The sequence below is a fragment of the Solidesulfovibrio sp. C21 genome (assembly GCF_047785625.1).
Taxonomy (GTDB): domain Bacteria; phylum Desulfobacterota; class Desulfovibrionia; order Desulfovibrionales; family Desulfovibrionaceae; genus Solidesulfovibrio.
Map to the genome: position 1 here is coordinate 15,123 of NZ_JBLODY010000040.1, position 22,123 is coordinate 37,245.

26 protein-coding genes and 1 tRNA gene are annotated in these 22,123 nt (G+C 62.6%); 14 read left to right on the forward strand and 13 right to left on the reverse strand.

The window, feature by feature from the left end; all coding sequences use genetic code 11:
• The first annotated feature begins 109 nt into the window (after positions 1 to 109).
• Positions 110 to 733 carry a hypothetical protein gene (locus ACMZ6R_RS12755; protein ID WP_416112001.1) on the forward strand — a complete coding sequence of 208 codons (624 nt, stop codon included), beginning with the start codon at positions 110 to 112 and terminating at the stop codon, positions 731 to 733.
• Positions 734 to 886: 153 nt separating this feature from the next.
• Complete coding sequence (locus ACMZ6R_RS12760; protein WP_416112003.1) at positions 887 to 1,144, forward strand: hypothetical protein; 258 nt, start codon at positions 887 to 889, stop codon at positions 1,142 to 1,144.
• A gap of 133 nt (positions 1,145 to 1,277) precedes the next feature.
• Here the strand turns inward: ACMZ6R_RS12760 and ACMZ6R_RS12765 are convergent, their stop codons facing one another.
• Complete coding sequence (locus ACMZ6R_RS12765) at positions 1,278 to 1,451, reverse strand: hypothetical protein (RefSeq protein WP_416112005.1); 174 nt, start codon at positions 1,449 to 1,451, stop codon at positions 1,278 to 1,280.
• Positions 1,452 to 1,987: 536 nt separating this feature from the next.
• Positions 1,988 to 2,605, reverse strand: a complete 618-nt coding sequence (locus ACMZ6R_RS12770) for a helix-turn-helix domain-containing protein (RefSeq protein ID WP_416112007.1) — start codon at positions 2,603 to 2,605, stop codon at positions 1,988 to 1,990.
• Positions 2,606 to 2,794: 189 nt separating this feature from the next.
• Here ACMZ6R_RS12770 and ACMZ6R_RS12775 point away from each other — a divergent pair, with 189 nt between their 5' ends.
• Both ACMZ6R_RS12775 and ACMZ6R_RS12780 read left to right on the forward strand, forming a co-directional pair.
• On the forward strand, positions 2,795 to 3,244 hold the full coding sequence (locus tag ACMZ6R_RS12775; RefSeq protein WP_416112009.1) for a hypothetical protein: 450 nt from the start codon (positions 2,795 to 2,797) through the stop codon (positions 3,242 to 3,244).
• On the forward strand, positions 3,241 to 3,405 hold the full coding sequence (locus ACMZ6R_RS12780) for an XRE family transcriptional regulator (protein ID WP_416112011.1): 165 nt from the start codon (positions 3,241 to 3,243) through the stop codon (positions 3,403 to 3,405). Before ACMZ6R_RS12775 ends, ACMZ6R_RS12780 begins: the two co-directional genes overlap by 4 nt.
• On the opposite strand, the gene ACMZ6R_RS12785 is transcribed toward ACMZ6R_RS12780, so the two are convergent.
• The gene (locus ACMZ6R_RS12785) at positions 3,389 to 3,565 is read right to left on the reverse strand and encodes a hypothetical protein (protein ID WP_416112013.1); all 177 of its coding nucleotides are present in this window, start codon (positions 3,563 to 3,565) and stop codon (positions 3,389 to 3,391) included. The two genes, ACMZ6R_RS12780 and ACMZ6R_RS12785, sit on opposite strands and share 17 nt — an antisense overlap.
• Before the next feature lie 67 nt (positions 3,566 to 3,632).
• Here ACMZ6R_RS12785 and ACMZ6R_RS12790 point away from each other — a divergent pair, with 67 nt between their 5' ends.
• Genes ACMZ6R_RS12790 through ACMZ6R_RS12800 form a run of 3 tightly spaced genes read left to right on the forward strand, consistent with a single transcriptional unit; the run spans position 3,633 to position 6,424 of the window.
• Positions 3,633 to 5,339 (forward strand): DUF2586 domain-containing protein, encoded by a 1,707-nt coding sequence (locus tag ACMZ6R_RS12790; RefSeq protein WP_416112015.1) that lies wholly within the window; start codon positions 3,633 to 3,635, stop codon positions 5,337 to 5,339.
• A gap of 12 nt (positions 5,340 to 5,351) precedes the next feature.
• Positions 5,352 to 5,666, forward strand: coding sequence for a hypothetical protein (locus ACMZ6R_RS12795; RefSeq protein WP_416112017.1), 315 nt, complete (start codon positions 5,352 to 5,354; stop codon positions 5,664 to 5,666).
• A gap of 2 nt (positions 5,667 to 5,668) precedes the next feature.
• Positions 5,669 to 6,424, forward strand: coding sequence for a DNA cytosine methyltransferase (locus ACMZ6R_RS12800; protein ID WP_416112019.1), 756 nt, complete (start codon positions 5,669 to 5,671; stop codon positions 6,422 to 6,424).
• Positions 6,425 to 6,640: 216 nt separating this feature from the next.
• On the opposite strand, the gene ACMZ6R_RS12805 is transcribed toward ACMZ6R_RS12800, so the two are convergent.
• Positions 6,641 to 6,716 (reverse strand) — tRNA-Lys (locus ACMZ6R_RS12805).
• A gap of 183 nt (positions 6,717 to 6,899) precedes the next feature.
• Here ACMZ6R_RS12805 and ricT point away from each other — a divergent pair.
• A complete protein-coding gene (gene ricT, locus ACMZ6R_RS12810; RefSeq protein ID WP_416112021.1) occupies positions 6,900 to 8,066 on the forward strand; it encodes a regulatory iron-sulfur-containing complex subunit RicT in 1,167 nt (388 codons plus the stop codon).
• Positions 8,063 to 10,015: a methionine--tRNA ligase gene (gene metG / locus ACMZ6R_RS12815; protein ID WP_416112023.1), complete on the forward strand. Its 1,953-nt coding sequence runs from the start codon at positions 8,063 to 8,065 to the stop codon at positions 10,013 to 10,015. The genes ricT and metG overlap by 4 nt, the downstream gene beginning before the upstream one ends.
• A gap of 172 nt (positions 10,016 to 10,187) precedes the next feature.
• On the opposite strand, the gene ACMZ6R_RS12820 is transcribed toward metG, so the two are convergent.
• Positions 10,188 to 11,537 carry a sigma-54-dependent transcriptional regulator gene (locus ACMZ6R_RS12820; RefSeq protein ID WP_416112025.1) on the reverse strand — a complete coding sequence of 450 codons (1,350 nt, stop codon included), beginning with the start codon at positions 11,535 to 11,537 and terminating at the stop codon, positions 10,188 to 10,190.
• Positions 11,534 to 12,979 carry a sensor histidine kinase gene (locus tag ACMZ6R_RS12825; protein WP_416112027.1) on the reverse strand — a complete coding sequence of 482 codons (1,446 nt, stop codon included), beginning with the start codon at positions 12,977 to 12,979 and terminating at the stop codon, positions 11,534 to 11,536. The genes ACMZ6R_RS12820 and ACMZ6R_RS12825 overlap by 4 nt, the downstream gene beginning before the upstream one ends.
• Before the next feature lie 203 nt (positions 12,980 to 13,182).
• Between ACMZ6R_RS12825 and ACMZ6R_RS12830 the strand changes: the two genes are divergently transcribed.
• The 4 genes from ACMZ6R_RS12830 to ACMZ6R_RS12845 all read left to right on the forward strand — a co-directional run bounded on the left by ACMZ6R_RS12830 (position 13,183) and on the right by ACMZ6R_RS12845 (position 17,082).
• A complete protein-coding gene (locus ACMZ6R_RS12830; protein ID WP_416112029.1) occupies positions 13,183 to 13,521 on the forward strand; it encodes a DUF134 domain-containing protein in 339 nt (112 codons plus the stop codon).
• 15 nt (positions 13,522 to 13,536) lie between these two features.
• Positions 13,537 to 13,872, forward strand: coding sequence for a DUF5320 domain-containing protein (locus tag ACMZ6R_RS12835; RefSeq protein WP_416112031.1), 336 nt, complete (start codon positions 13,537 to 13,539; stop codon positions 13,870 to 13,872).
• A 327-nt stretch (positions 13,873 to 14,199) separates the two neighbouring features.
• The gene (locus ACMZ6R_RS12840) at positions 14,200 to 16,158 is read left to right on the forward strand and encodes a B12-binding domain-containing radical SAM protein (RefSeq protein ID WP_416112033.1); all 1,959 of its coding nucleotides are present in this window, start codon (positions 14,200 to 14,202) and stop codon (positions 16,156 to 16,158) included.
• Positions 16,159 to 16,353: 195 nt separating this feature from the next.
• On the forward strand, positions 16,354 to 17,082 hold the full coding sequence (locus tag ACMZ6R_RS12845; RefSeq protein ID WP_416112035.1) for a Rossmann-like domain-containing protein: 729 nt from the start codon (positions 16,354 to 16,356) through the stop codon (positions 17,080 to 17,082).
• A 199-nt stretch (positions 17,083 to 17,281) separates the two neighbouring features.
• On the opposite strand, the gene ACMZ6R_RS12850 is transcribed toward ACMZ6R_RS12845, so the two are convergent.
• The 7 genes from ACMZ6R_RS12850 to ACMZ6R_RS12880 form a co-directional block, all read right to left on the reverse strand.
• On the reverse strand, positions 17,282 to 18,004 hold the full coding sequence (locus tag ACMZ6R_RS12850) for an acyltransferase (protein ID WP_416112037.1): 723 nt from the start codon (positions 18,002 to 18,004) through the stop codon (positions 17,282 to 17,284).
• Positions 18,005 to 18,271: 267 nt separating this feature from the next.
• The gene (locus ACMZ6R_RS12855) at positions 18,272 to 18,628 is read right to left on the reverse strand and encodes a DsrE family protein (RefSeq protein WP_416112039.1); all 357 of its coding nucleotides are present in this window, start codon (positions 18,626 to 18,628) and stop codon (positions 18,272 to 18,274) included.
• A 54-nt stretch (positions 18,629 to 18,682) separates the two neighbouring features.
• Entirely contained in the window at positions 18,683 to 19,258 is a 576-nt protein-coding gene (locus ACMZ6R_RS12860) for a flavodoxin family protein (protein WP_416112041.1), read from the reverse strand.
• Positions 19,255 to 19,827 carry a flavin reductase family protein gene (locus ACMZ6R_RS12865; RefSeq protein WP_416112043.1) on the reverse strand — a complete coding sequence of 191 codons (573 nt, stop codon included), beginning with the start codon at positions 19,825 to 19,827 and terminating at the stop codon, positions 19,255 to 19,257. The genes ACMZ6R_RS12860 and ACMZ6R_RS12865 overlap by 4 nt, the downstream gene beginning before the upstream one ends.
• Before the next feature lies 1 nt (position 19,828).
• Entirely contained in the window at positions 19,829 to 20,398 is a 570-nt protein-coding gene (locus ACMZ6R_RS12870) for a flavin reductase family protein (RefSeq protein WP_416112045.1), read from the reverse strand.
• On the reverse strand, positions 20,398 to 20,988 hold the full coding sequence (locus ACMZ6R_RS12875; protein ID WP_416112047.1) for a flavin reductase family protein: 591 nt from the start codon (positions 20,986 to 20,988) through the stop codon (positions 20,398 to 20,400). Before ACMZ6R_RS12875 ends, ACMZ6R_RS12870 begins: the two co-directional genes overlap by 1 nt.
• Before the next feature lie 12 nt (positions 20,989 to 21,000).
• Complete coding sequence (locus tag ACMZ6R_RS12880) at positions 21,001 to 21,516, reverse strand: nitroreductase family protein (protein WP_416112049.1); 516 nt, start codon at positions 21,514 to 21,516, stop codon at positions 21,001 to 21,003.
• A 124-nt stretch (positions 21,517 to 21,640) separates the two neighbouring features.
• Between ACMZ6R_RS12880 and ACMZ6R_RS12885 the strand changes: the two genes are divergently transcribed.
• A complete protein-coding gene (locus ACMZ6R_RS12885; RefSeq protein WP_416112051.1) occupies positions 21,641 to 22,042 on the forward strand; it encodes a winged helix-turn-helix transcriptional regulator in 402 nt (133 codons plus the stop codon).
• The last annotated feature ends 81 nt before the right edge of the window (positions 22,043 to 22,123 follow it).

Genomic DNA, 22,123 nt, shown 5'->3' on the forward strand with positions numbered 1-22,123 from the left:
CAGTAAAAAGGTGTCTGCGAAAATACTACAATGGGCTTGGCAAAACCAAGAAAACCAAAGAAACCCACGACGCCAAGAATTAGGGCATTGCCCCCTGAAGGAAAATATTATGCAGACTTTGACCTATAACGACATTGTTATCCTGGAACCTCGCGTCTTTGAAGCCGAGGCTCTGGCCCGAGAACATGCCGGAAGTGCGACTTATCAGCCTTGGTACAAGATCGTGAAGCCGGCCTTCCTACCTATGGTCGGCGTTCTGTCCAAGCATTCAGACCCGCGCCTTCGGACCAGTGAAGCGTACGACATCGTTTATCGCAACCTCCAGGCTATCTATGAAGCCCAGCCCACGGACGGGATAATGCCGCCCCCGGTCGCCGCGCCCATCGACATGGCCCCCGGTGAACCGGGCCAACGCATTTGCCCCGCCTGCGGACAGGATATGCGCGATGCTGAGTCCTGCGGCGGTCCGATGATCCAGGTTGCCGGGCGGGTCTACGAGCGTGTGCGGTTCGGCCAGGAACAGGGGAACCGCTGGGAGGAGTTCGACTTCTGCCCCGACTGCGGCGTTTCCCATGGTGGGCTCCATCACCCGGGCTGCGACATCGAGGAGTGCCCCCGGTGTGGGCGGCAATACCTGTCCTGCGACTGCGGCGTGGAAGACGATGGCCCCGAGGATGCGCCCGGTAATCCCAAAGCGATCTTGGTCGCGACGACCTGTGAGGTGGCTCAATGAATACGATGCCGACACAACAGGCCCGTCCTGTCCGCATGCGGCCGATGACGGAAGAGGAATTGGAGCGCGAGGCCATCCGCGAACTTGAGAACATGCAGCGGGCGAGAGACGCCAAGCGGTCGGGCTACAAACCCAAACGGAGGGGGTGGAATCATGCGGATCATACCCCCCATGGATAGACCCACGCTGCACCGCATCACGAAGGATGGCCAGAAGTCCAATTCCACCGAACCCGAGGATGAGCTTGATTACTCCGTGGAAGTTTCGTCAGCGGCCAACGTGCTCCGTTTCTTCGAGGAGTATTTCAACACGGTAGGCGACGGAACAGTCCAGGTGACGGACGAAGACGGCTACGCCCTGGCGCATATCTTCGGCCTTTGCTCCAAGCGCCTCTATCAGGTTCTCCTGTAGCGCCGGCTGAATGTTCAGGATTCTGAACAATGGGCGGCCTGCTTCTTCGGAGGTGGGCCGCTTTCTTTTGCCGGGCCTGTCCCCCATGTGTCCCCCGGCAGGGTGGTAAGTGGCTGCACTCCTGCCCGTCCGGTCAATGCCATTTTGTCCTGTTGAAGACGCCGCGCCGGGTCAGTTCGCCCCCTTTGTTGTCGAAGTCGAAACGGTCGCGAACCGTCCCGCCGTCGTGGCGTTTGGTCCTCAAGACGAAGACCGCCACCAGGACGAAGGCACCCACGGCAAGGGCAATCGCTATGATCCATTCCATGGTAGACAGGTAGCAGGGAGGGCGGGGCTTGTCATCCTGCCGTGCTGCCGAGGCCCGTAGCGCTCGCACACTGCGGTCAGGTGGTCGGCATGGACAAAGCCATGGGCGGGGCTGGAGTCGGTGGGTCCGGGGAGGTTTCCCCCGATCTTGGGGAATACCCCGGCAGGCCAAGAGTGAAGGATTCTTCCCTGTGGTGGGCAGGGTGTCAGTAGTGGCGACATCCTTTTGCCGGGCACTGAGCGAACTTTTACGCCGAGTGGCCGGTAGATGAGCACGGCAGGATGAAGAGAGCTTTCCCCTTGCCGGGGATGCCCCCGGACCTCGGTGTGGGGAGTCAGGCAAAGTGAGAAATGGCGTGGGGGCTAGATCGGGTAGGCTCAACGTGGGCTAAACGTAGGCCGGACGTGGGCTCTCAGGCGTCGGCCAGGCGCGAGGAACGCCCGAAGGCCAAGATGAGAAATTGGGCCGCAAGGAGGGCGAAAATATCGGGCAAAATGAGATAGGAATCGGACAACCAGGTTAATACGACAACCAGTTTACCCCGCCTCACCCACCGCTTGGTTCTGCCTCGGCGGCTCCAGACGCCGCTTTAACTCTCTGTTTTCTCTCTCTAATTCTTCCATGCGCTTCATCATTTCGTCCGCCTTGGCCTCCCATTCCGCCATGCGCTCTTCGAGGCGCGCCAGCGTTCGCTCACTCCGTACCGCTTGGTGAAACGCGTTGATATTACTTGCTAAAGCTGTGCGATAGATGGTGTCGGACTCCAAGACCTCGGCCGTCTTGGTTAGCATGTCCGACATCCGAAACTCTTCCTGCGGGGCTGTCAGGAAGGCATCGGAGGCCTGTGGTGCTGGAGCCTCTTTTGCGGCCTCCCCTCGGCGCATGGGGCCGGTGCCGAAAAAAAGCCAATCAGCTAAAATATGATTATTCTCCGCAATGTTTTCAATCCAGCCTGATGGTATCTGCTGTCTTTTTCTTGCGGCGGTTATTGATTGAGGCTTGATGTCAAGAATCCTGGCTAGCTCGGAATCTTTCTCTACCCCGCATGCTACGAATATTCGCTTGAGACGTTCTTCAAATTTCCGAGCATCTCGGCCATGCTCGGAAATTTGCTCGGAAATTGACACGTCGTCTTTTTTTCGTGAATTATCCATTTATAACACCATGTTAATCGAAAACACGCCGAGTCAAAGCTAAAATTTGCTCGGAAATCAAATTCAAGCTTGATAGCTATCAAATTTTAGCTTAACAATCTGTTCACAGGGTGACGAACGTCACCGTTACGAACGTAGCTACCAGGGCCAGCAATAATCCTCAATGTCCAGCGGCCCGGAAAATTTGGATTGGAGCGATCGGAATTGGCAGCCCATGCCCAACGCCTCAGCCTGCTCGAACTGGTCGAGCTCAATCCGGACGCGGACATAGCACTGTCCATGGATCGGATCGTCCAGGCGGCGGGAGTGTCGCGGGCCGAGGCCGTGGACCGGCTTAACAAGGCAGCAAGGCGCTTCGGTGTGCGGCTTGCGTCCGGCAGCGCCAAGGAGCTTGGCCTAGCCACCTTCGAGAAATGGCTCAATCCACAAGCGGCCGACTATGCGCCGAGCGTACGAGCGCTCAACCTCTTCTGCCATGTCTTCGGCGTTGTTGAGCCGCTCGACATCCTGGCCCGTTCGCATGGTCTGGGGTGGCGGGTCATCGACGGGGACGACGCGAAACTTCTGGAGTGGGCGCGCACGGAACGGAAGATCAAGGCGCTCCGTGAACACAAGCGGAAAATCGAGGCGGAACTATGAAACGCGCTGGCAACAAGATCAAATACTGGATGTCCGAAAACAACCTCAAAGTGGTTGATATCGCGCGTGAAATTCATCTTTCGCACTCGCTGGTGTCCGACACCATCTACGGCAAGCGAAACAACCGCCGGGTGTTGCAAGCACTTATGGACGCCGGCTGACCGAGACCACCGCGAGCAGCGCGACCGGCCAGACCGCCGCCACGGCCACGGCCAAAGCGGACGAACTGGTCGACGTCGAGACCTTGGGCAAGGACCTGCCGGCCTGGAAGCTGGCCGGCGTCATGCGCCACAACCGTTGGGCCAGCGGTAAGGCACTCACCAAGACCGCGTTTGAGGCCGCCGTGGCCACCTTCGAGGGCCGGCCGCTGGGCGGCGGGAGGTAACACATGGGCCAGCTCCACGACGTTTTCGAGTATATCGTCGACGGGACCAGCGGCCTCACTCCGGGCGACGTCTCGGGGCAGGCCGTCATCGCCGGCGTGTGCTCGGCCGGCACCGTCGGCAAACTCTATTACCTGGGCAAGTCCTCCGACCTCGAGGACCTGCTCGGCGTCGGTCCGCTCGTGGACGCCTTGCGCGACATCTTCGCCACGGCCGGCCAGGACGCCGTGGTGTTGGCCTGTCCCGTTACCGGCCAGGACGGCGGCTACATCACCGACGTGATCCACACCGGCGAAGGGCCGGACGCCACGGTCTCGGGCTACCCGGCGCTCAATGCCGACGTGATCTGTCAGATTGTGGCCGGCGGCGCGCTCGGCACGGCCACCTACAAGCTTTCCCCGGACAACGGCGTGACCTACGGCGAGACGGACACCGTGCCGGTCAGCGGGCAAATCCCCTGCGGCGCCACCGGGGCCACCCTGGTCCTGGAGGAAGGCGACCAAGTCGCCGGCGACACCTACAAGGTGGACGTGCGCACGCCCATCGGCCCCATCACCCTGGTGGGCACCGGTCCGGAGATCACGGCCTCGGGCACGCCGCTGGCCGCCGCCCAGGTGTCGCTGGTCATCACCACCGGCGGCGCCCGCAACGAGGGCCAGTACCAGCTGTCGGTGGACGGCGGCGACAACTACGGCAACACTAGGACCATCCCCGTGGACGGCCAGATTGCCGTGGGCTCCACCGGCGTCACCATCGCCATGCCGGTGGGCACGTATGTCGTCGGCGACACCTACACCTTCGAGATCCTGGCCCCGGTGCCCACGGTGGTCAACGTCATCGATGCTATCACGTTGCCGCTGGAAACGGTGGACCCCGAGTTCATCTACGTGGTCGGCCCCTCGGACTCCACGGACTGGGCTTCCTTGGGCGCGCTCATGGACACGGAGTTTTCCAAGCACCGGCCCAAGTTCGTGATCTGCGAGGCGCGTCAGCCCCAATCCGATGAGGACATCGACGACTGGGTCACGGCGCTGATCCAGGAGCGCGACGGGTACAGCCATCGGTTCGTGTGCGTGGTGGCGGCCTGGGGCGAGATATCCGATTCCCTGGGCTATACCAAGCAGCGCAACGCCGCCGGCCTGGTGGTCGGGCGCGTGCTGTCCATCCCCGTCATGCGGGCCATCGGCCGGGTGCGCGACGGCGCCGTGTCCCAGCTCAGTCTGGCCTCGACTTATACCGAGGCCCATGTGGCCCTCCTGGAGGCCAACGGCTACATCCCGGCCAAGCGCTACGCCAGCCTTGAGGGCACCTACTGGGGCGAGGCGCTGACCATGGCCGACGACACGTCGGATTATCAGTGGATCGAGGTGCTGCGGGTGGTGTTCAAGGCCCTGCGCCTCCTGCGCATCCAGGCCCTCAAGTCCATGTACGACGAGGTGGGGGACCCCCTGGCCGAGGGAGGCGCCGCCGGTCTCGCCTATCTCCAGGCCAATCTCGAAAACGCGCTCAACACCATGGTCAAGGCCATCCCCCAGGAACTGGCCGGCCACGTGGTCAACATCCCGTCGGGCCAGGACATCGTGAACAATGGTGTGGCCTGCGAGATCACGCTCATCGGCATCCCGATCATCCGCAAAATTAAGCTGTACGCCAGCTACGTCTATGCCGGTTCGGATTTCGATCCGCGCCTGTCCGACACGGCAACGGCGTAGCGAGGAGGAAGCATGGCCATCAACGGCAACACCTATGACTGGGAAAGCGTGACCATCCAAGGGCCGCAGGGCGTTTTCGTGGATGTGCAGGAGATTTCCTACAAAGACGAGCGCCCCATAGAGCCGACCTACGGCAAGGCCTTGGAGCTGTCGCACAGCTTTACGGACTTCGAGGACAAGGAACGCTCGGCCACCTACCATTTCCGGCGTCCGACCCGACCGCAGATATCCCGGTCCCAAAGCGCCATGCGCAAGGACGCCATGTCTGAATCTCCTGAGGGCCATGAGCCCCGGACAAGAGCCCCAAGAGGCCCCAGCAGGAGATAAAGTTGTATGTCGGGAGTCTGTTTAGCGGGGCTGGGTTGGGCGACATCGCCGCTGAAGCGATCGGTCTTTCTCATTCTTGGTTTTGCGAGTGCGATCCATTCGCTAGTGCGATCCTGGCGCGGCGCTGGCCTGGTGTCCCTATCTTCCATGATGTGAGGGACGTTCATGCCAAAAGTGCCCAACAAGTCGATATCGTCATTGGCGGCTTCCCGTGTCAGGACATCAGCTGTGCCGGACGCGGTGCGGGATTGGCCGGAAAACGATCCGGCCTCTGGTTCGAATACGCCAGGATTATTCGCGAGTTACGACCACGGTACGCGATCGTGGAGAACGTCAAGGCACTCCTTGGCCGGGGCCTCGACCGCGTTCTTGGGGACTTGGCCGAGATCGGGTATGATGCGGAGTGGGACGTGTTTCCGGCGGCAGCCTTTGGCGCCCCTCACCTGCGTGAAAGGGTTATCCTTGTTGCCTACCCCGACGGCGATAGAGGGCCAGCCAGTGCGTCAATACTTGCGTCGGGAAGAGACTTGGCAATCCACGGGCAACCTGACAGCCCGGTTGATTGGAATGGTCTACGGCTTGAGGGACCGCGATCCCAGGCCGCCATATCGGCTTATCGCGGCCCCTTCGTTTGTCGAGTGGATGATGGGGGTGCCGGCTGGATGGACAGACTTAAATGTCTTGGAAACGGCATCACGCCTCCTGTCCTTCAGTGGGTCCTCGAACGGGTCATGACAGTGGCCCAAAAGGCCGCGTAAAGTCGGCGGGAAATATCAACCAAAATGAGAAAACGGGGCAGGTTAAGCCTTCTCACTTTGCCTGAAACGATTTCTCATTTTGGTTGTGCGCTCACACTCGGCAACCTTCACGGGGATTCACGCCATATAATCAGAAAGTGGGGGACAGGTGGGGGACAAACCGGACGATCAAAGAAAAAGGGGTCACGGTTGTTAACCGTAACCCCTTGGGATTGCTGGTGGGCCATCAAAGACTCGAACTTTGAACCAACGGATTAAGAGTCCGCTGCTCTACCAATTGAGCTAATGGCCCGTGCGCCGTTCATGCGCGGCGGAAAAGTCGTTTACGCGGGACCCCCATGCTTGTCAACACGATCGCGTAAAAAAAATTCGTCTTTCCCCTCGCGGCATTTGCCGTCGCACGGTTTATCGCGTAAAAGAACACTCCTAAACGTGATTACCGCCGCCACGGCGCGGCGTTCCCCATAGGGCGTTCATGAGCCATATCCTCGGCATCAAGTTCCGTGACCACGGACAGTTGTATTATTTCGACTCCGGCCCCTTCGTCGTCGCCGTCGGCGACAGTGTCCTCGTCCAGACCGAACAGGGACTCGGCATGGGCAAGGTCGCTCTTGTGCGCGACACCCCGCCCGAAGACGAGGAACAACCCGAAATCAAACCCATCTTCCGCCTGCCCACCACCGAAGACGTGGACATCAAGCGCGAAAACGACGCACTGGGCCACGAGGCCCACACCTACTGCCGCAAATGCATTGAGGCCCGCAAGCTGGAAATGAAGCTCGTCGACGTGGAGGTGCTCCACGACCGGGGCAAGATCGTCTTCTATTTCACCGCCCCGGGCCGCATCGATTTCCGCGAGTTGGTCAAGGACCTGGTCAAGGCCTACCACACCCGCATCGAACTGCGCCAGATCGGCGTGCGCCACGAGACGCAGATGCTCGGGGCCATCGGCAATTGCGGCCAGATGTGCTGCTGCCGCCGCTTCATGCGCAAGTTCGCCCCGGTCACCATCAAGATGGCCAAGGAACAAAACCTGTTCTTAAATCCCACCAAGATTTCCGGCATCTGCGGCCGGCTCTTGTGCTGCCTGTCCTTCGAGCAGGAAAACTACGAACAGTTCCAGAAAAAATGCCCCCGGGTGGGCAAGAAATTTTCCACTGCCCTGGGGCTGGTCAAGGTGCTGCGCACCAACCTCTTCCGCGAGACCATAAGCGTCCTCGACGAAGTCGGCGAGGAACACGAGCTGTCCGTGGAGGAATGGAACACGGCGCTCGCCGCTCCGGCCCCAAGCGAACCCCGTTCCCCGGACAGGCCGGACGCCGCCGCCCCGCCCGAACCCGGCCGCAACGCCCCGCGCAAGGCCCCGGAAGGGCAGCAAGCCCAATCCTCGCGCGGGGATCGCCGCGACCGCCCCCGCGCCGCCTCCCAGGGCCCCGGCGAAACGCCCCGGGAATCCCGCGAGGGACAAAGCCGCTCCCGCCGGGGACGCCGCCCGTCCCGGAAAAATCCCAGGCCCGCCGGCCAGTCGTCCCAGGAACAGCCGTCCCAGGCCCAGCGTCCCAGCCCCCCCAAGCATGCCCCGCGCCCCGACGCGCGCCAGGGCGGCAAAACTTCTTCCCGTGCCCCGGAGTCCGGATCGTGAACCGCTTTTTCATCACCACCCCCATATATTACGTCAACGCCAAGCCGCACCTCGGCCACGCCTACACCACCATCGTGGTTGATGCCCTGGCCCGCTTCCACGCCCTTCTGGGCGAGGAGGTCTTTTTCCTCACCGGCAGCGACGAGCACGGCGACAAGATCGCCGAAGCGGCCAAGAAGGCCGGCCAGACGCCCAAGGAATACGCCGACGCCATAAGCGGCCTTTTCAGCTCGCTTTGGCCGAAGCTCGGCATCACCCCCAAGCGTTTCATCCGCACCACCGACCCCGACCACAAGGAAGCGGTGAAAAGGGCCCTGCAGCTCGTCTACGACAAGGGCGACATCTATTTCGGCGAGTACGGCGGCCATTACTGCAAGGGTTGCGAGCGCTTCCTGACCGAAAAGGAGCTGGTGGACGGCCTGTGCCCGGACCACAAGGTCAAGCCCGAATACATAGCGGAAAAAAACTACTTCTTCCGCATGTCCAAATACCAGGGCGCGCTTCTTGAGCACATCAAGGCCAATCCGGACTTCATCCGCCCCCGTCAGTACAGAAACGAGGTGGTGAGCCTGCTCGAGTCCGGGGCCCTGGAGGACCTGTGCATCTCCCGGCCCAAATCGCGCCTGACCTGGGGCATCGAACTGCCCTTCGACGACAACTTCGTCACCTACGTCTGGTTCGACGCGCTCATGAACTACCTGACGGCCATCGGCTGGCCCGACGACCCGGATTTCTCCAAATGGTGGGACGTGGCCGAACACGTGGTGGCCAAGGATATCCTGAAGCCCCACGCCGTGTTCTGGCCGACCATGCTCTTGGCCATGGGCCTGCCGCTCTACAAGCGCTTAAACGTCCACGGCTACTGGCTGGTGCGCGACACCAAGATGTCCAAGTCGCTCGGCAACGTGGTCGAGCCGCTGGCCATGGCCGAGCACGCCGGCCTTTCCGGCATGCGCTATTTTCTTTTGCGCGAGATGGTCTTCGGCTCGGACGCGAGCTTTTCCGACGAGGCGCTCATCGGCCGGTTCAACGCCGATCTGGCCAACGACCTCGGCAACCTGGCCAACCGCTCCCTGGCCATGACGCACAAGTACTTCGGCGGCACGGTGCCCGAAGCCGACGCGCCGCAGGCCGCGGATACGGAGCTTGCCCGCCTGGGGCGCGAGGCCATGGCCAATTTCGTGCAGCTTTTCGGCGCGGCCCAGTTCTCCCGGGCCCTCGAAGCGCTGTGGGAACTGGTGCGGGGACTCAACAAATACATCGACGCCATGGCCCCGTGGACGCTTTTCAAGGAAGGCGACACCAAACGCCTGGGCACGGTCATGGCCATGGTCCTCGGCGGCCTGCGCCAGGTGGCCGTGTGCCTGCTGCCGGTCATGCCCGAAGCGGCCGAGAAGCTCCTGACCCAGCTCGGCCAGGAGACCTCCGGCATCAACCTCGCCAAAGAGGCCGAAACCTTCGCGCCGCTGCCCGCCGGCACGGCCGTTGCCGCCACCTCCAACCTCTTCCCCCGCATGGAGGCCCCGGCCAGGGACGAAACCGCGCCCAGGCCCAAGGCCGCAAAAGACAAGGCCAAGGCGGCCAAAGCGGCCAAGGCCCCGGCCGCCAAGCCCGAACCCGAGGCGGAAGTGGCGTTCGAGGACTTCGCCAAGCTCGATCTGCGCGTGGCCACGGTGCTGACCGCCGCCCCGGTGCCCGGGGCCGACCGGCTCTATGCCGTGACCGTGGATGTGGGCGAGGCCGAGCCCCGGCCCGTCGTGGCCGGGCTGGCCGAATACTTTCCGGCCGAGGACCTCGTCGGCCGTCAGGTCGTGCTGGTGGCCAACCTCAAGCCGCGAAAGCTGCGGGGAACCGTCTCCCACGGCATGATCCTGGCCGTCAAACATGCGGACGGCATGGCCCTGTTGACGCCATCGGCCCCGGTCGCCCCGGGCGACCGCGTTTCGTAACGCGCTCCCCACTCCGGCGGAAAAGAGCGGAAAACCTGCAGGGGAGGCCTCGGGCGAGTACTGCCTGACCAGCTCCGCGCCCATCTTTTCCGACGAACGCATCGTCGGGATGCTGGGCGCGGACATCAAGGTGTTCGGCCAGCTTTTCCCCTCACGCTCCTGGCTCCGCCCCCTACTCCAGCCCGTAGCGCTTGACCTTGCGCCACAGCGACACCCGGTCGATGCCGAGAATGCGGGCGGCCTTGGACTTGTTGCCCTCCACCTCCTCGAGCACGTCGCGGATGTAGCTTTTCTCGTGTTCCTCCAGGCTCGGCCAGTCGCGGCGCGCCCCGCGCGTGGGGCGGATGCGCTCGTCGCGCAGATCGGCCAGCAGGTGGGCGGGCTCGATGACGTCGCCCTCGCTCACGGCCAGGGCCTTTTGCACGATGTTTTCCAGTTCGCGCACGTTGCCCGGGTATTCATAGAGCAGGAGCTTGTCGAGGACCTCGGGCGAAAGCTGGACGTTGCGCCCGGAAGCGGCGGCGTGCTTGGCCAGGAAATGCCGGGCCAGCTCCGGGATGTCCTCGCGGCGTTCGGACAGGGGCGGCACGTGCACGGTAATGACGTCGAGGCGGTAAAAAAGGTCCTGGCGAAAGGCCCCGGTGTCCGATTCCTTCTTGAGGTCCTTGTTGGTGGCCGAGAGCACCCGGGCGTCCATGGGCGCTTCCTCGGTGCCGCCCACGCGCAGGAACGTGCGCTCCTGGAGCACGCGCAACAGCTTGACCTGCATGGAAAGCGGCAGCTCGCCGATCTCGTCGAGAAAGAGCGTTCCCCCGGCCGCGGCCTCGATGAGCCCCTTGCGCCGCGCCCCGGCCCCGGTAAAGGCCTCGCGCTCGTGGCCGAACAGTTCGTTGCTGATGAGTTCCTCGGAAAACGCGCCGCAGTTGACGGCCATGAACCGTCCCTTGGACCGGGGGCTCAGGTCGTGGATGGTGCGGGCGACCAGCTCCTTGCCGGTGCCGGTCTCGCCGGTGATGAGCACGTTGCATTCCAGCCGCGCCACCTGGATGATGGACTGGCGCAGGGCCTCCATGGAATCGCTGCCGCCGATGAGCCGCGAAAGCCCCGAGGCCGGATCGGCGTTTTGGCGAAGCCGCGTCAACTCCCGGCGCATGGCGGTTTTTTCCAGGGCCTTGGCGATCTGGGCCAGCACCTCCTCCACGTGGATGGGCTTGGAAACGTAGGTAAAGGCCCCCAGGCGCATGGCGGCAACCGCCGTCTCCACGGCGGCGTGGCCCGTGACCACGATGACCTCTGTCTCGGGGGCGCGGCGTTTGATGGCGGTCAAAAGCTCCATGCCGTCCATGCCCGGCATGCGCAGGTCGGTCAGCACCAGGTCGAAAGGCTCCCCGGCCAGAAGGGCCAGGGCCTCGCGGCCATCCTCGGCGGCGCTGGCCCGGTGCCCGGCCTTGGTCAGAATGTGGACGAGGTTTTCCCGGGCGATGGGCTCGTCGTCCACCACCAGCACGCGGGCGCGCTTCATGCCGGGCCGTCCGTCTTGCCGGAAGCGCCCTCGGACAGGGGCAGGCGGATGGTGAACACCGCGCCCTGGCCCGGGTCGCTGTCCACGGTGATCGTGCCGGCGTGCTTTTCCACGATGCCGTAGACGATGGACAACCCGAGCCCCGTGCCCTTGCCTTCCTCCTTGGTGGTGTAAAAAGGATCGAAGACGCGGCTTTTGATTTCCTTCGGGATGCCGGGGCCGGTGTCGGAAACGGTGATGACGGCCTGGCCGGCAGCCGCGTCGCACCGGGCGGCCAGGCGCACCTCGCCGCTGCCGTCCACGGCCTGGATGCCGTTTATGAGCAGGTTTAAAAGCGCCTCCTGAAGACGCGAGGCGTCGGCCGGGATGACGAGGTCGTCCGGCACGTCGCTTGTCAGCCGCACGCCCGAGCCGCCCTGGCTGGACACCAGCCGCAGGGTCCGGCCGGCAAGCTCGGACAGGACCACCGGGCGCAGGGAGAATTCCCGGGCCCGGGAAAATTCGAGCAGCCCCTGCACGATGTCCCGCGCCCGCAGGGTCTCCTGGAGGATGTTGCCGAGCAGCTTGCGCAAAAAAGCGGGATCGGCGGTTTCCAGTTCGTCCAGGGCAATCTGGCTGGACGTCGAGATGTTGTTGAGCGGATTGTTGAGCTGGTGGGCCACGCCGGCGGTCAGGGTGCCGATGGACGAGAGCTTTTTGGTCTGCACGAGCTGGTCCTGGCGGCGCTCGATCTCGGCCACCATGCGGTTTATGGCCTCCATGACCTGCTCGATCTCGTCGTTGGTGTTGACCACCTGGATTTCCTTGAAACGCCCGGCCGCGATGTCCTGGGTGGCGGCGCGGATGATGCCGAGCGGCTGGAAGATCTTGCGGAACATGAGCAGCGGCAAGGCCACGCCCAAGGCCACAGACACGGACACGGCCAGGAGAAGCTGGGCCCCGAGCAGGCGTATCAGGGCATGGATGCGGCTGAGCTCGAATTCCACCACCGCGTCGGCGGCCTCGGTGAGTTCCTTGCCGATCTCGCGCAGCTTGCGCGCCGCCTCGCCGCCCTGGCCGCCTCCGGAGGCGGCCAGGGCGGCAAGCGCCTGGCGGTAGTCGCGCAGCAGGTTCCGCAAGGCGCCGAGCTGGGAGGAGACCTTCAGATCGCGGGCCTCGGCCGTGAGCGCGTCCAGGGTTTTGAAGGACTCGCCCAGGTAGCGCCGGTCCTCGGCCAGGTCCTCGGGCAGGCCGTAGAGCAGATAGTTCTTCTCGTAGCGCCGCACTTCGAGGATGGTATTGGCAATGACGTGCCCCAGGCGCATAAACTCGAGCTTGTCCTCCATGGTGCGCAGATCCTCGTAGGAAATGATGCCCATGGCGCCGATGCCGAGCACGTAAAGAGCCAGAATGGCAACGATTTTTTGCCGAAGACTGAGGCGGGCGCGAAGGAGGCTGGTCATGGGGGTCCCTCGGCTGGACGGATTGGCCTGCCGGCCTGGGGCCTTAGCCTACACGCCGTGGCCCCGGGGAACAAGAGCCGGCGGAAAGCGCCCGGCAGCCCACATCTGTCTTTTTTTGCTCAAAAGAGCAAAAACATTCCCCCTTCCCCTTGACGTCGCCCAGGCAGGCCTTATGCTCTTTTGAGCAAAACAAAGGAGCGATCATGCCGCGTCCCCGTCTGCGCCGGTGCGTCTCCGGCATCCCCAAGGCCACGTATTTCAAGCCGCAAGGCGCGCCCCTGCGGGACTTGCCGGAAATCCGCCTGTCCGTGGAAGGGCTCGAGGCCTTGCGCCTGGCCGATGTGGAAGGGCTGACCGCCGAGGTGGCGGCGGCCCATATGGGCGTGTCCCGCCACACGTTCGGCCGGGTGTTGGCCGAGGCCCGGGGCAATGTGGCCCGGGCGCTGACCACCGGATCGGCGCTTCGCATCGAGGGCGGGGACTACGCCCTGGCCAAAGACGCCGACGCCGACGGGGACGCGGCCAACAAAGACGCTCCTTAAAAGGAGGATGACGTTATGCCACGAGGTGATCGCAGCGGTCCTATGGGGCAGGGTTCCGGCACGGGCCGGGGAGCCGGGTTTTGCAGCGGCACGGAAGCGCCGGGGTTTGCCAGCGCGCCGGGCCGGGGCGGACGGCAGATGGACAGGGGCATGGGCCGGGGTCGCATGGGCGGTCGCGGCGGCGTATGGTGTCGCGGCATGGGACGCGGGGCCGGCTTCGCGCCGGGCAGCGTCGCCGGAAGCGACACGGACGCCGAGCGCCAGGCGCTTCTCCAGCAGGCCCAGGCCATGCAGGCCAACCTCGACGCCCTGAACGCCCGGCTGACCCGGTTGGAAAAGACGACTGACTGAGAGTAGGAAACAGGAAGAAGGAAGAGGGTGCGAGAGGGGAAACCCTTTGAAAAGGGTTGTCCCCTCTCGCGCTCTCCTTTTCCCAAACTTTTCAGCGGAAACAACATGAGAGCGGCAACACCCGGTCATCGTTAAAAATCTTTGGAAAGGGGGTCCGGGGGGAGAACCTTTCTGCAAGAAAGGTTTCCCCCCGGTGCCTTCACCTCTTCCCTGCATTGCCGGGACGGGGCCCCGCGTGTATCCTTTGCCCGAAGCGGCCTGGATCATTTTCGAAAAACGGCCGGGCTCCGGCACGGACACTGCAATCGCGGTTCGGGAAATCACGACATGGCATCCGACAACACGTCCAAAAAACGCCTGCTCCTCCTCAACCCGCCGCCCAATGCCGATGTCGGCGCCCATCTGAACCTGGAGAACCTCGGCCTGGGCTATGTCGCCACCTCCATCAAAAGAAACCTGGCCGATACGCATGACGTCCATCTCTGGGACTGCTCCATCGTGGACCCAGGGATGGAGCACATCAAAGCCCTCCTCGACACCATCCGGCCGGCCTATGTCGGCCTCTCGCTGACCTCGATGAATGCCCTCCCCGGCATGGCCCTGGCGGACGCCATCAAAAGGCACCGGCCCGAAAGCAAGATCATCCTCGGCGGCATTCTGGCCACCTCGCTGACCGCCGGGGAATTGGCGGAGTATCATCCCGACGCCATTGTCCGTGGCGAAGGCGAGGCCCTCATTGTGGACGTCCTGCGGGAGTTCGACGCCGCAGGCGACATGCCGCTGCTCGAGGTCGCCCAGAAAACCGCCCTCGATGTGGACACGCTCGGCTGGCCGTCGCGGGAGATGCTTCCCTGGCAGTTGCAAAAGCACCCCCAGGCCAGCATATCGAGCTCCCGGGGCTGCCCGTTTCATTGCAGCTTTTGCAGCATCCCCCGGGCAGGGAACGTCAACAAATGGCGACCGCGGGACATAGAGGACGTGGTCGACGAGATGCTCTTCCTCAACAAGCGCTACGGCGTCTACCACTTCTATTTCGTGGACGATAATTTCGTCATAACGTCCAGGGCCTCCTACAACAGGGCCGCCCGGTTCGCGGAGCTGCTTCTCCAAAAAGTGCCCCCCATCCGCTTTGGCTTCATGTGCCGCTCGGCCGCCATCGAAAAGCAACTGTTTCACCTGCTCAAGAAGGCCGGACTGGCCGGCGTGTTCCTGGGTATAGAATCCTTTTCCCAGCCGGTGCTCGATCGCTACAAAAAGCGGGAAACCGTCGAGGAACACCTGCGGGCCATCGAGACCCTGAACGCCCTTGGCATCACCACCAATCCCGGCTTCATCTTCTTCGACCAATGGACCACCAGGACCGAGGTCAATGAAACGATTGACGTCATGCAGAAAATCGATTTCCCCGCCTTGCAGTCCATGAACTCGAAACTGACGTGTTACAGAGGGACGCTCATCGAAAAGGAAATCACGCCCAGCGAGGAAAAAACACGAAAACCGGGCATCATCCCGTACGAATTCAAGGAAGATACGACCAAGGACCTTTTCGACACGTGCTGTGACTTGTTTTACAAACAACTTCCCGCAATCAGTGCGTACTGTAGCTACCAGATATATTATTATTCACTCGGTTATATTTTCCCGTACTATCTCAACACGGATCAAGAGGCATCCTTCAGGGCGCTTTACAATAAATGCAACGCCTTCTGGAAAGCCGGGGATTTCTTCATTCTGCAAGCAATCAAAGGCGCCGTCTTCGCATCGCAAGGCGAGGCGTTTCTCGAGCACATCAAGCGCCATGCCGTCCCCTGCTGGGAAAAGGGCAACGAGATCGCCCAAAAAGCGCTTGAGCAGTCGACTATCTACTTCATGAACCAAATCGCGGCCGACGCCTCCCCGAACGCCCATCTCGCCGGGCTCTTTTTCACCTTGCCGCAAAACAAGGTCTATATCCAAAGGCTCCTCGAGCTCTGCGCCTCGTTCCCCAAACAAAACCAGCCTATCCTGGCCAGACTGCTTGCCTACAGCACGGACGCCAACGCCAACGAGCGTCCCGAGGCCATCACCTGCGACACCGGCGCCGAAACCCTGCTGGAACTCATCAATTCCGCATTGATGATACAGCAGCCTGCCATCATAGACGCCATCGACAAACAATTATCCGGCAACGCTGATAACGATCCACGTGTCACGAAAGCAATAGACAGCGCAAAGCACCTTTTTTCGTTGAGCTACTCGGATTACATTATGGAATATGGCCGGTCCCTGAGCGAGACCCCAACATGAATACAACAGCTCCACGCAGAAAATTCATCGCACGCACCCCGTTTGCGCAGCCCTGACTTCTCTTGTCATTCGTCCAACATACCCCATTTTCACATTTCACAGACTCCCGCACAAAACGGTTTCCGCCTCCCCGGAAGGCGGGAAACGCAAGACGCGTTGCCGGGAAAAAACCACTCACCGACAAGGAGGCAGGACATGGCGGCAAATATGCTTGAAACCGTGCGCGAGCGGGCGCTCGCCCTGTGGAAGGAGCACGAGCTGCTGGGTGAGCCCATCACGGTCACGGCCCGCACGCTGACGGTGCACGAGGCCATCGGCGACCCCGACGGCGACGATTTCCCGCTGCAAAAAGGCAAGGAACAGCTCATGGAGGCCGTCTTTCGCGGCGAAAAAGGGCAGGCCTTCACGGACCGCTTCGGCGATTTCTCCGGCTCCCTGGCCGACGTGGCCGCCATGGAGCTCACCGGCAACTTCCGCCGGGCCGTGTTCGTCTCCGCCCTCAACGCCACCTGCCGCAGCCTGGGGCTCTGCACCGGCACCGTCCACTGCCGCGACAAGGAACCCAACGACTGCGCCACCGCCTTTCGCGACCACATCGCCGACACCTACGGCAATCCGCGCATCGCCCAGGTCGGCTTCCAACCCAAGATGATCGAAATCCTGAGCAGCCGCTTCACGCTCAAGGTCCTGGACCGCGACCCGGAGAACATCGGCGCGGTCAAGCACGGCGCACCCGTCCACGGCCCCGAGGATCAGGCCTCGATCCTGGACTGGGCCGACCTGATCGTGTCCACGGGCTCAACGCTGGCCAACGACACCATAGGCGATTTCCTCACCGACAAGCCAGTCATCTTCTACGGCACCACCGTGTCCGGCGCGGCGGCGCTCATGGGCTGGCAACGCTTTTGCTCCAAATCACGCTGAGTCGTGGGGAGAGAGGAGCCGGGGGAAACCTTTTCTGAAGAAAAGGTTTCCCCCGGACCCCCTTCCAAAAGACTTTTAATGGTTACAGGATGTTACACGAAACACATTCGTAACCGTTAAGAGGTTTAGGAAGGGGAGAGCGCGAGAGGGGAAACCCTTTGCAAAAGGGTTTCCCCTCTCGCACCTTCTTCCCCTCTTCCTAAAACAACCAGATATGGTCGAGGCCGGCGCCGTCGTGGCCTTCGGTGCGCCGTTCCCGCAGGATGGTCGCCGGCCGCCCGGCGGCCACCATGTTGTCCGGCACGTCGTGGGTGACCAGCGCCCCGGCGGCGACGATGGCCTGCCGGCCGACGGTCACGCCGGGCAGCAGCACCGCCCCGGAATAGACCTTGGCGTAGTCGCCGATGACCACCGGCTTGTAGCTCCTGGTGATGTGCGAGGCCTCGTCGTGGCTGTGGGTGAAAACGCGCACGTCCTCGGCCACGGCCACGTCGTTGCCGATGCGCACCCCGCCCTTGGTGTCCAGAAAGACGTTGCGGTTGAAAAACACGTTGTCCCCGACGCTCAGCAGTTGGGGAAAATTGAAGCGCAGATTCTCCTCGGCCGTAAAGGCCGCGCCGCAGGCCCCGAAAAGCCGCCTGGCCAAAAGCCGCCGGAACGGGATGGAAAACGACACCACCAGGCACAGCGGCAGCTTGTCGAAGGTGTCCCAGAGAAAATGCAGATGGCGCAGGGCCGGCGTCAGCGGGTACTCCTCGGCCTTGGGCAGGGTTTCGGCGTAGAGCCGGATATGGGTGATGGCCTGCAGCTCCATGGGCGGCGCGTCCAGGATGGCCAGAATTTCCTGGACGGCTTCGGGCGCTTCGATATGGTCGAGGGCGTCCTCGATATGGGACAGGCACGCATTGAAATAATTGGCCATCGGGGACCTTCCGGTTTTCCGACAGCGTAGCAGACGGAGCCACCGGCAACAATGCGTTTCAGGAAGAGGAGCCGGGGGGAAACCTTTCTTGCAGAAAGGTTCTCCCCCCGGGCCCCCTTTCCAAAGAATTTTAATGGTTACAATGTGTTGTCATTACCCCGCCCGTAACCATTGAAAGTTTTTGGGAGGGGAGAGCGCGAGAGGGGACAACCCTTTGCAAAAGGGTTTCCCCTCTCGCATCGCCTTTTCTCCTCCCCGTCCCCTCCCTCACACGCTCAGGGTCTTCCAGCCGTCTTTCAGGTATCCGGTCATGGGCTCGCCCATGTAGAGCACGTCCAGGCCGAGGCGTTTGAGGTCATCGGCCACGCCGTAGCGCTCGGCGCAGGCCCGGCAGGCCAGAAGCGTCACCCCGGCCTCGCGGCAGGCGGCCACTTCGGCCTGGAGCTCGGCGTCCGTGGCCAGGAGCTTCGCCGAAGGCCCCCAGACGACCAGATGCACCTCGTCCCACCAGCCTTTGAGCCGGGAGTTCTTGGCGTACATCAGCGCCATGTTGAGGGCCGCTTCCTTGTCGGCGGTCACCCACAGGACAACCAGTCCCGGGGCCGCGTTCTCTTGTTTCGTCATGGACGCGTTTCTCCTGCGAAGAGGTATGGGTGAACAGGGTGGGGAGTCACGAGGCTAGCCATGGAGCTTTTGCAGCACCCAGGCCATGTTCCTGCCGAGGTTTTTCATGGTCAGCATGCCCTCGTCGTCTGTTTCCACATCCCCGGGTTCGAGGCCCCGGCCCATGTTCCAGTAGCTCGACCCCGGCACCACCATCTGGTTGATGAAGTAGAAGTGGTTGATGGAGTTGAAGACGTGGATGGCCCCGGCGCGCCGCACGGCCACCGCCGCCGCGCCGACCTTGCGCGCGAGCATGGAATCGTTGGCCAGGGCCACCATGCCGGCCCGGTCGATGATGGACTTGATGTTGCTCGAGACGTTGGCGAAGTAGGTGGGCGACCCCAGAATCATGCCGTCGGCCGCGACCATCTTGTCGATGATCTCGTTTAACATGTCGTTTTTGACGACGCAGTGGCCGTCTTTTTTCTCCCAGCACTTCATGCAGGCGATGCAACCGTGGATGTTCTTGCCGTGGAGTTGCAGCAGTTCGGTCCCGATGCCCGCGGCCTCGATTTCGCCAAGGGCCGTGCGCAGCAGGATGGCCGTATTGCCATCCTTTCTGGCGCTGCCGTTGATTGCCAGTACTTTCATTGCGGTTCTCCTTTCTTGAGCGCCTTGCCCGCGTTCCAGGCGTCGGCGACATGGTCCCCGAGCGTCCAGTAGCGGTTGTCGGGCATGGTGAGCAGCAGCGGCTTGTATTTCGCCACATCCGGCTTGCCGCCCGTGAGGATGTCCCCGTCCGCCCAGCCGGCCTTGATCTCGCCGATGAAAAACGTGTGGTGCGGCAGGTCCACAGCCTGGAAAAGGGTCATCTCCAGGCAGAGCGGACACTGGCGGATCATGGGCGCAGCCGCGACCTCGCCGAAAAAGACGTCGAAGAGCGCGGCCTTGTCCGCTTTGCGCCCGGACACGAGCCCGCAGTAATCGGTTTTTTCCACAAGCTCCGGCCCGGGCAGGCACAGGGAAAATGCGCCCGATTCCCGGATGCCCTGGCCGGTGAGCTGGCGGTGGTTGATGGAGACGCCGATCAGCGGCGGCTTGTGTCCCACCCGCGTCACCCAGGCGGCGGCCATGAAATTGGGCCGTCCAGCGCCCATGGCCCCGACCAGGGTCACGGGCATGGGCGGCAGGATCTCCGGGTCCAGGCGCACTTTCTCCATACTATTTCAGCTCCTTGCCGATGGAAAAAGCCAGGCCAAGATCGCGGCCCAGGCCGTAGTAATGCCGGTCCTCCGGGGCGAAGATGATGGGCTTTATGGCCGCGGCATCCGGCTTGCCGTCCTTCATGGCCGCCGCATCCACTTTCACGTCCAGCACTTCGCCCACGAACATGGTGTGCTGGCCCAGGTCCTGGACATGGATCAGCTTGCATTCCACCGTAAGCGGGCACTCGGCGACATAGGGCGCATCCACGAGCTCGCTTTTCACGGCCGTGTAGCCGCACACCGCGAATTTGTCGGCTTTTTTGCCGGAGACGATGCCGCAGTAGTCCACCTTGGCCACATCCGCCTCGGCAGCGACGTTTATCGTGAACGCCTTGCGTTCCATGATGGCGGCATAGGAATGCCGGGGCTTTTGCAGCGAGACGGTCATGCACACCGGCTTGGAGCAGCAAATCCCGCCCCAGGCCGCGGTCATGAGGTTGGGCTTGCCGGCCGCGTCGTAGGTGCCGATCAGCCAGGCCGGGGTCGGCAGGGTCATGGTTGTCGCGCCAAGAGAGACCTTTCCCATCAGTATGCTCCTTCATGTTCGGTCTGTTGCGCCGGGTAATCCCGGCCGGCCCGCCAGCAGGGCGCGACGGGCTCGCCAACGGAAAAATACCAGCCGCTGGAATAGTCGAAAAGAAGCGGCCTAGCTTTTTCCATGTCCACCTTGCCCTCTTTCAGACAGGATTCCTCGGCGTAGGAACCGGCCAGTTCGCCCACGAACACCTCGTGGGCCGGCAGATCGATCACCTGGTGCAGCTTCAGTTCCATATTGACCGGGCACTCCCGGATCATGGGCGCATTGCCGAGTTCCCCGTAAAAGACATCGAAGAGCCGCGACTTGTCCACCTTCGCCCCGGAGACGATGCCCACATAGTCCGTGGCCACGGCCATGGACTTCCCGGGCAGGCAGATGGAAAACGCGCCGGATTCGTGGATGCCCCGGCTGGTGTGCCGGAATTTCTTCAGGCTCACGGTCAGGTACTGGGGGGCCGCGTTGTTCAAGATGCCCACATGGGCGATGGTCAGGAAATTGGGCCTGCCGTCCACCATGGCGCCGACGATGGTGGCGGGCATGGGGTACAGCAGGCAGGTGCGACCGAGATGGCGTTGCATGCGTGCTGCCTTCTACCAGCGGTTCTTGTGAATGCGCTCGGGCTTGAAACGTTCCACGCGCTTGAAGTCCTGGGCCGGATGGCCGAGCACCACCAGGGCGTGGGCCTTTACCCCGTCCGGCAGGCCAAGCAGTTTCGTCAGGCCCTCCATGCGTTCGGTCCGGGGATAGATGCCGCACCACACCGAGCCGATGCCGAGCCCCCGGGCGGCCAGCAGCATGTTTTCCACGGCGGCGGAGCAATCGAGCGTCCAGTACCCGAACCCGGGATACTTCTCCTGGGCCAGCTCGGCCGCCACCACCACCGCCACCGGGGCCTGGCGGATCATGGCCGCGTGGGCATGGATCGTGACAATGGCGTCCATGGTGGGACGGTCGTCGAGCACGATGAAATGCCAGGGTTGCTCGTTACCGGCGCTTGGCGCGGCCATGGCCGCGCGCAGGATGGCGTCCATATCCGCTTCGGACACCGGCGCTTCGGTGAAGGCGCGGATGCTGCGCCGGGTATGGATGGCTTCGAACAGATCCATGGGACCTCCTTTGTGGTTTCCGCTTTACGCCTGAAGAGGATTCTGTCAGTATGGCAAAAAATGCAAGTAGGCACAAAAAAGTTATGTAGTATCCTTTTGGATACTATTCAAAGGAGCGGACATCATGGCCGGACAGGGAACGTCGGGTGGGCGCAAGCGCTGCCGGGGCAAGGAATACTCATGCAGCATGGAGCTGTCGCTGGCGGTCATCGGCGGCAAGTGGAAACCGCTGATCCTGTGGCATCTGCGCGATGTCGCGACATTGCGCTTTTCGGCCCTGCGCCGCACCATGCCGACCATCACCCAGAAGATGCTCACCCAGCAGTTGCGCGAACTCGAGGCCGACGGGCTCATTACCCGCACCGTCTACGCCGAGGTGCCGCCACGCGTGGAATACGGCCTGACCGAGCCCGGCCGCGACGTCATTCCCATCCTCGAGGCCCTGTGCCGGTTCGGCAAGGAGTTCGAAGGCCGGTTCGGGGTCGAGGACGCCGACGCCGCGCCCGACTGCGCCGTGACGCGGTAGCAAGGCCCGCAGGGAGGCGGTGGGAGAGGAGCCGGGGGAGGGAACCCTTTTTTGAAAAAAAGGGTTCCCTCCCCCGGACCC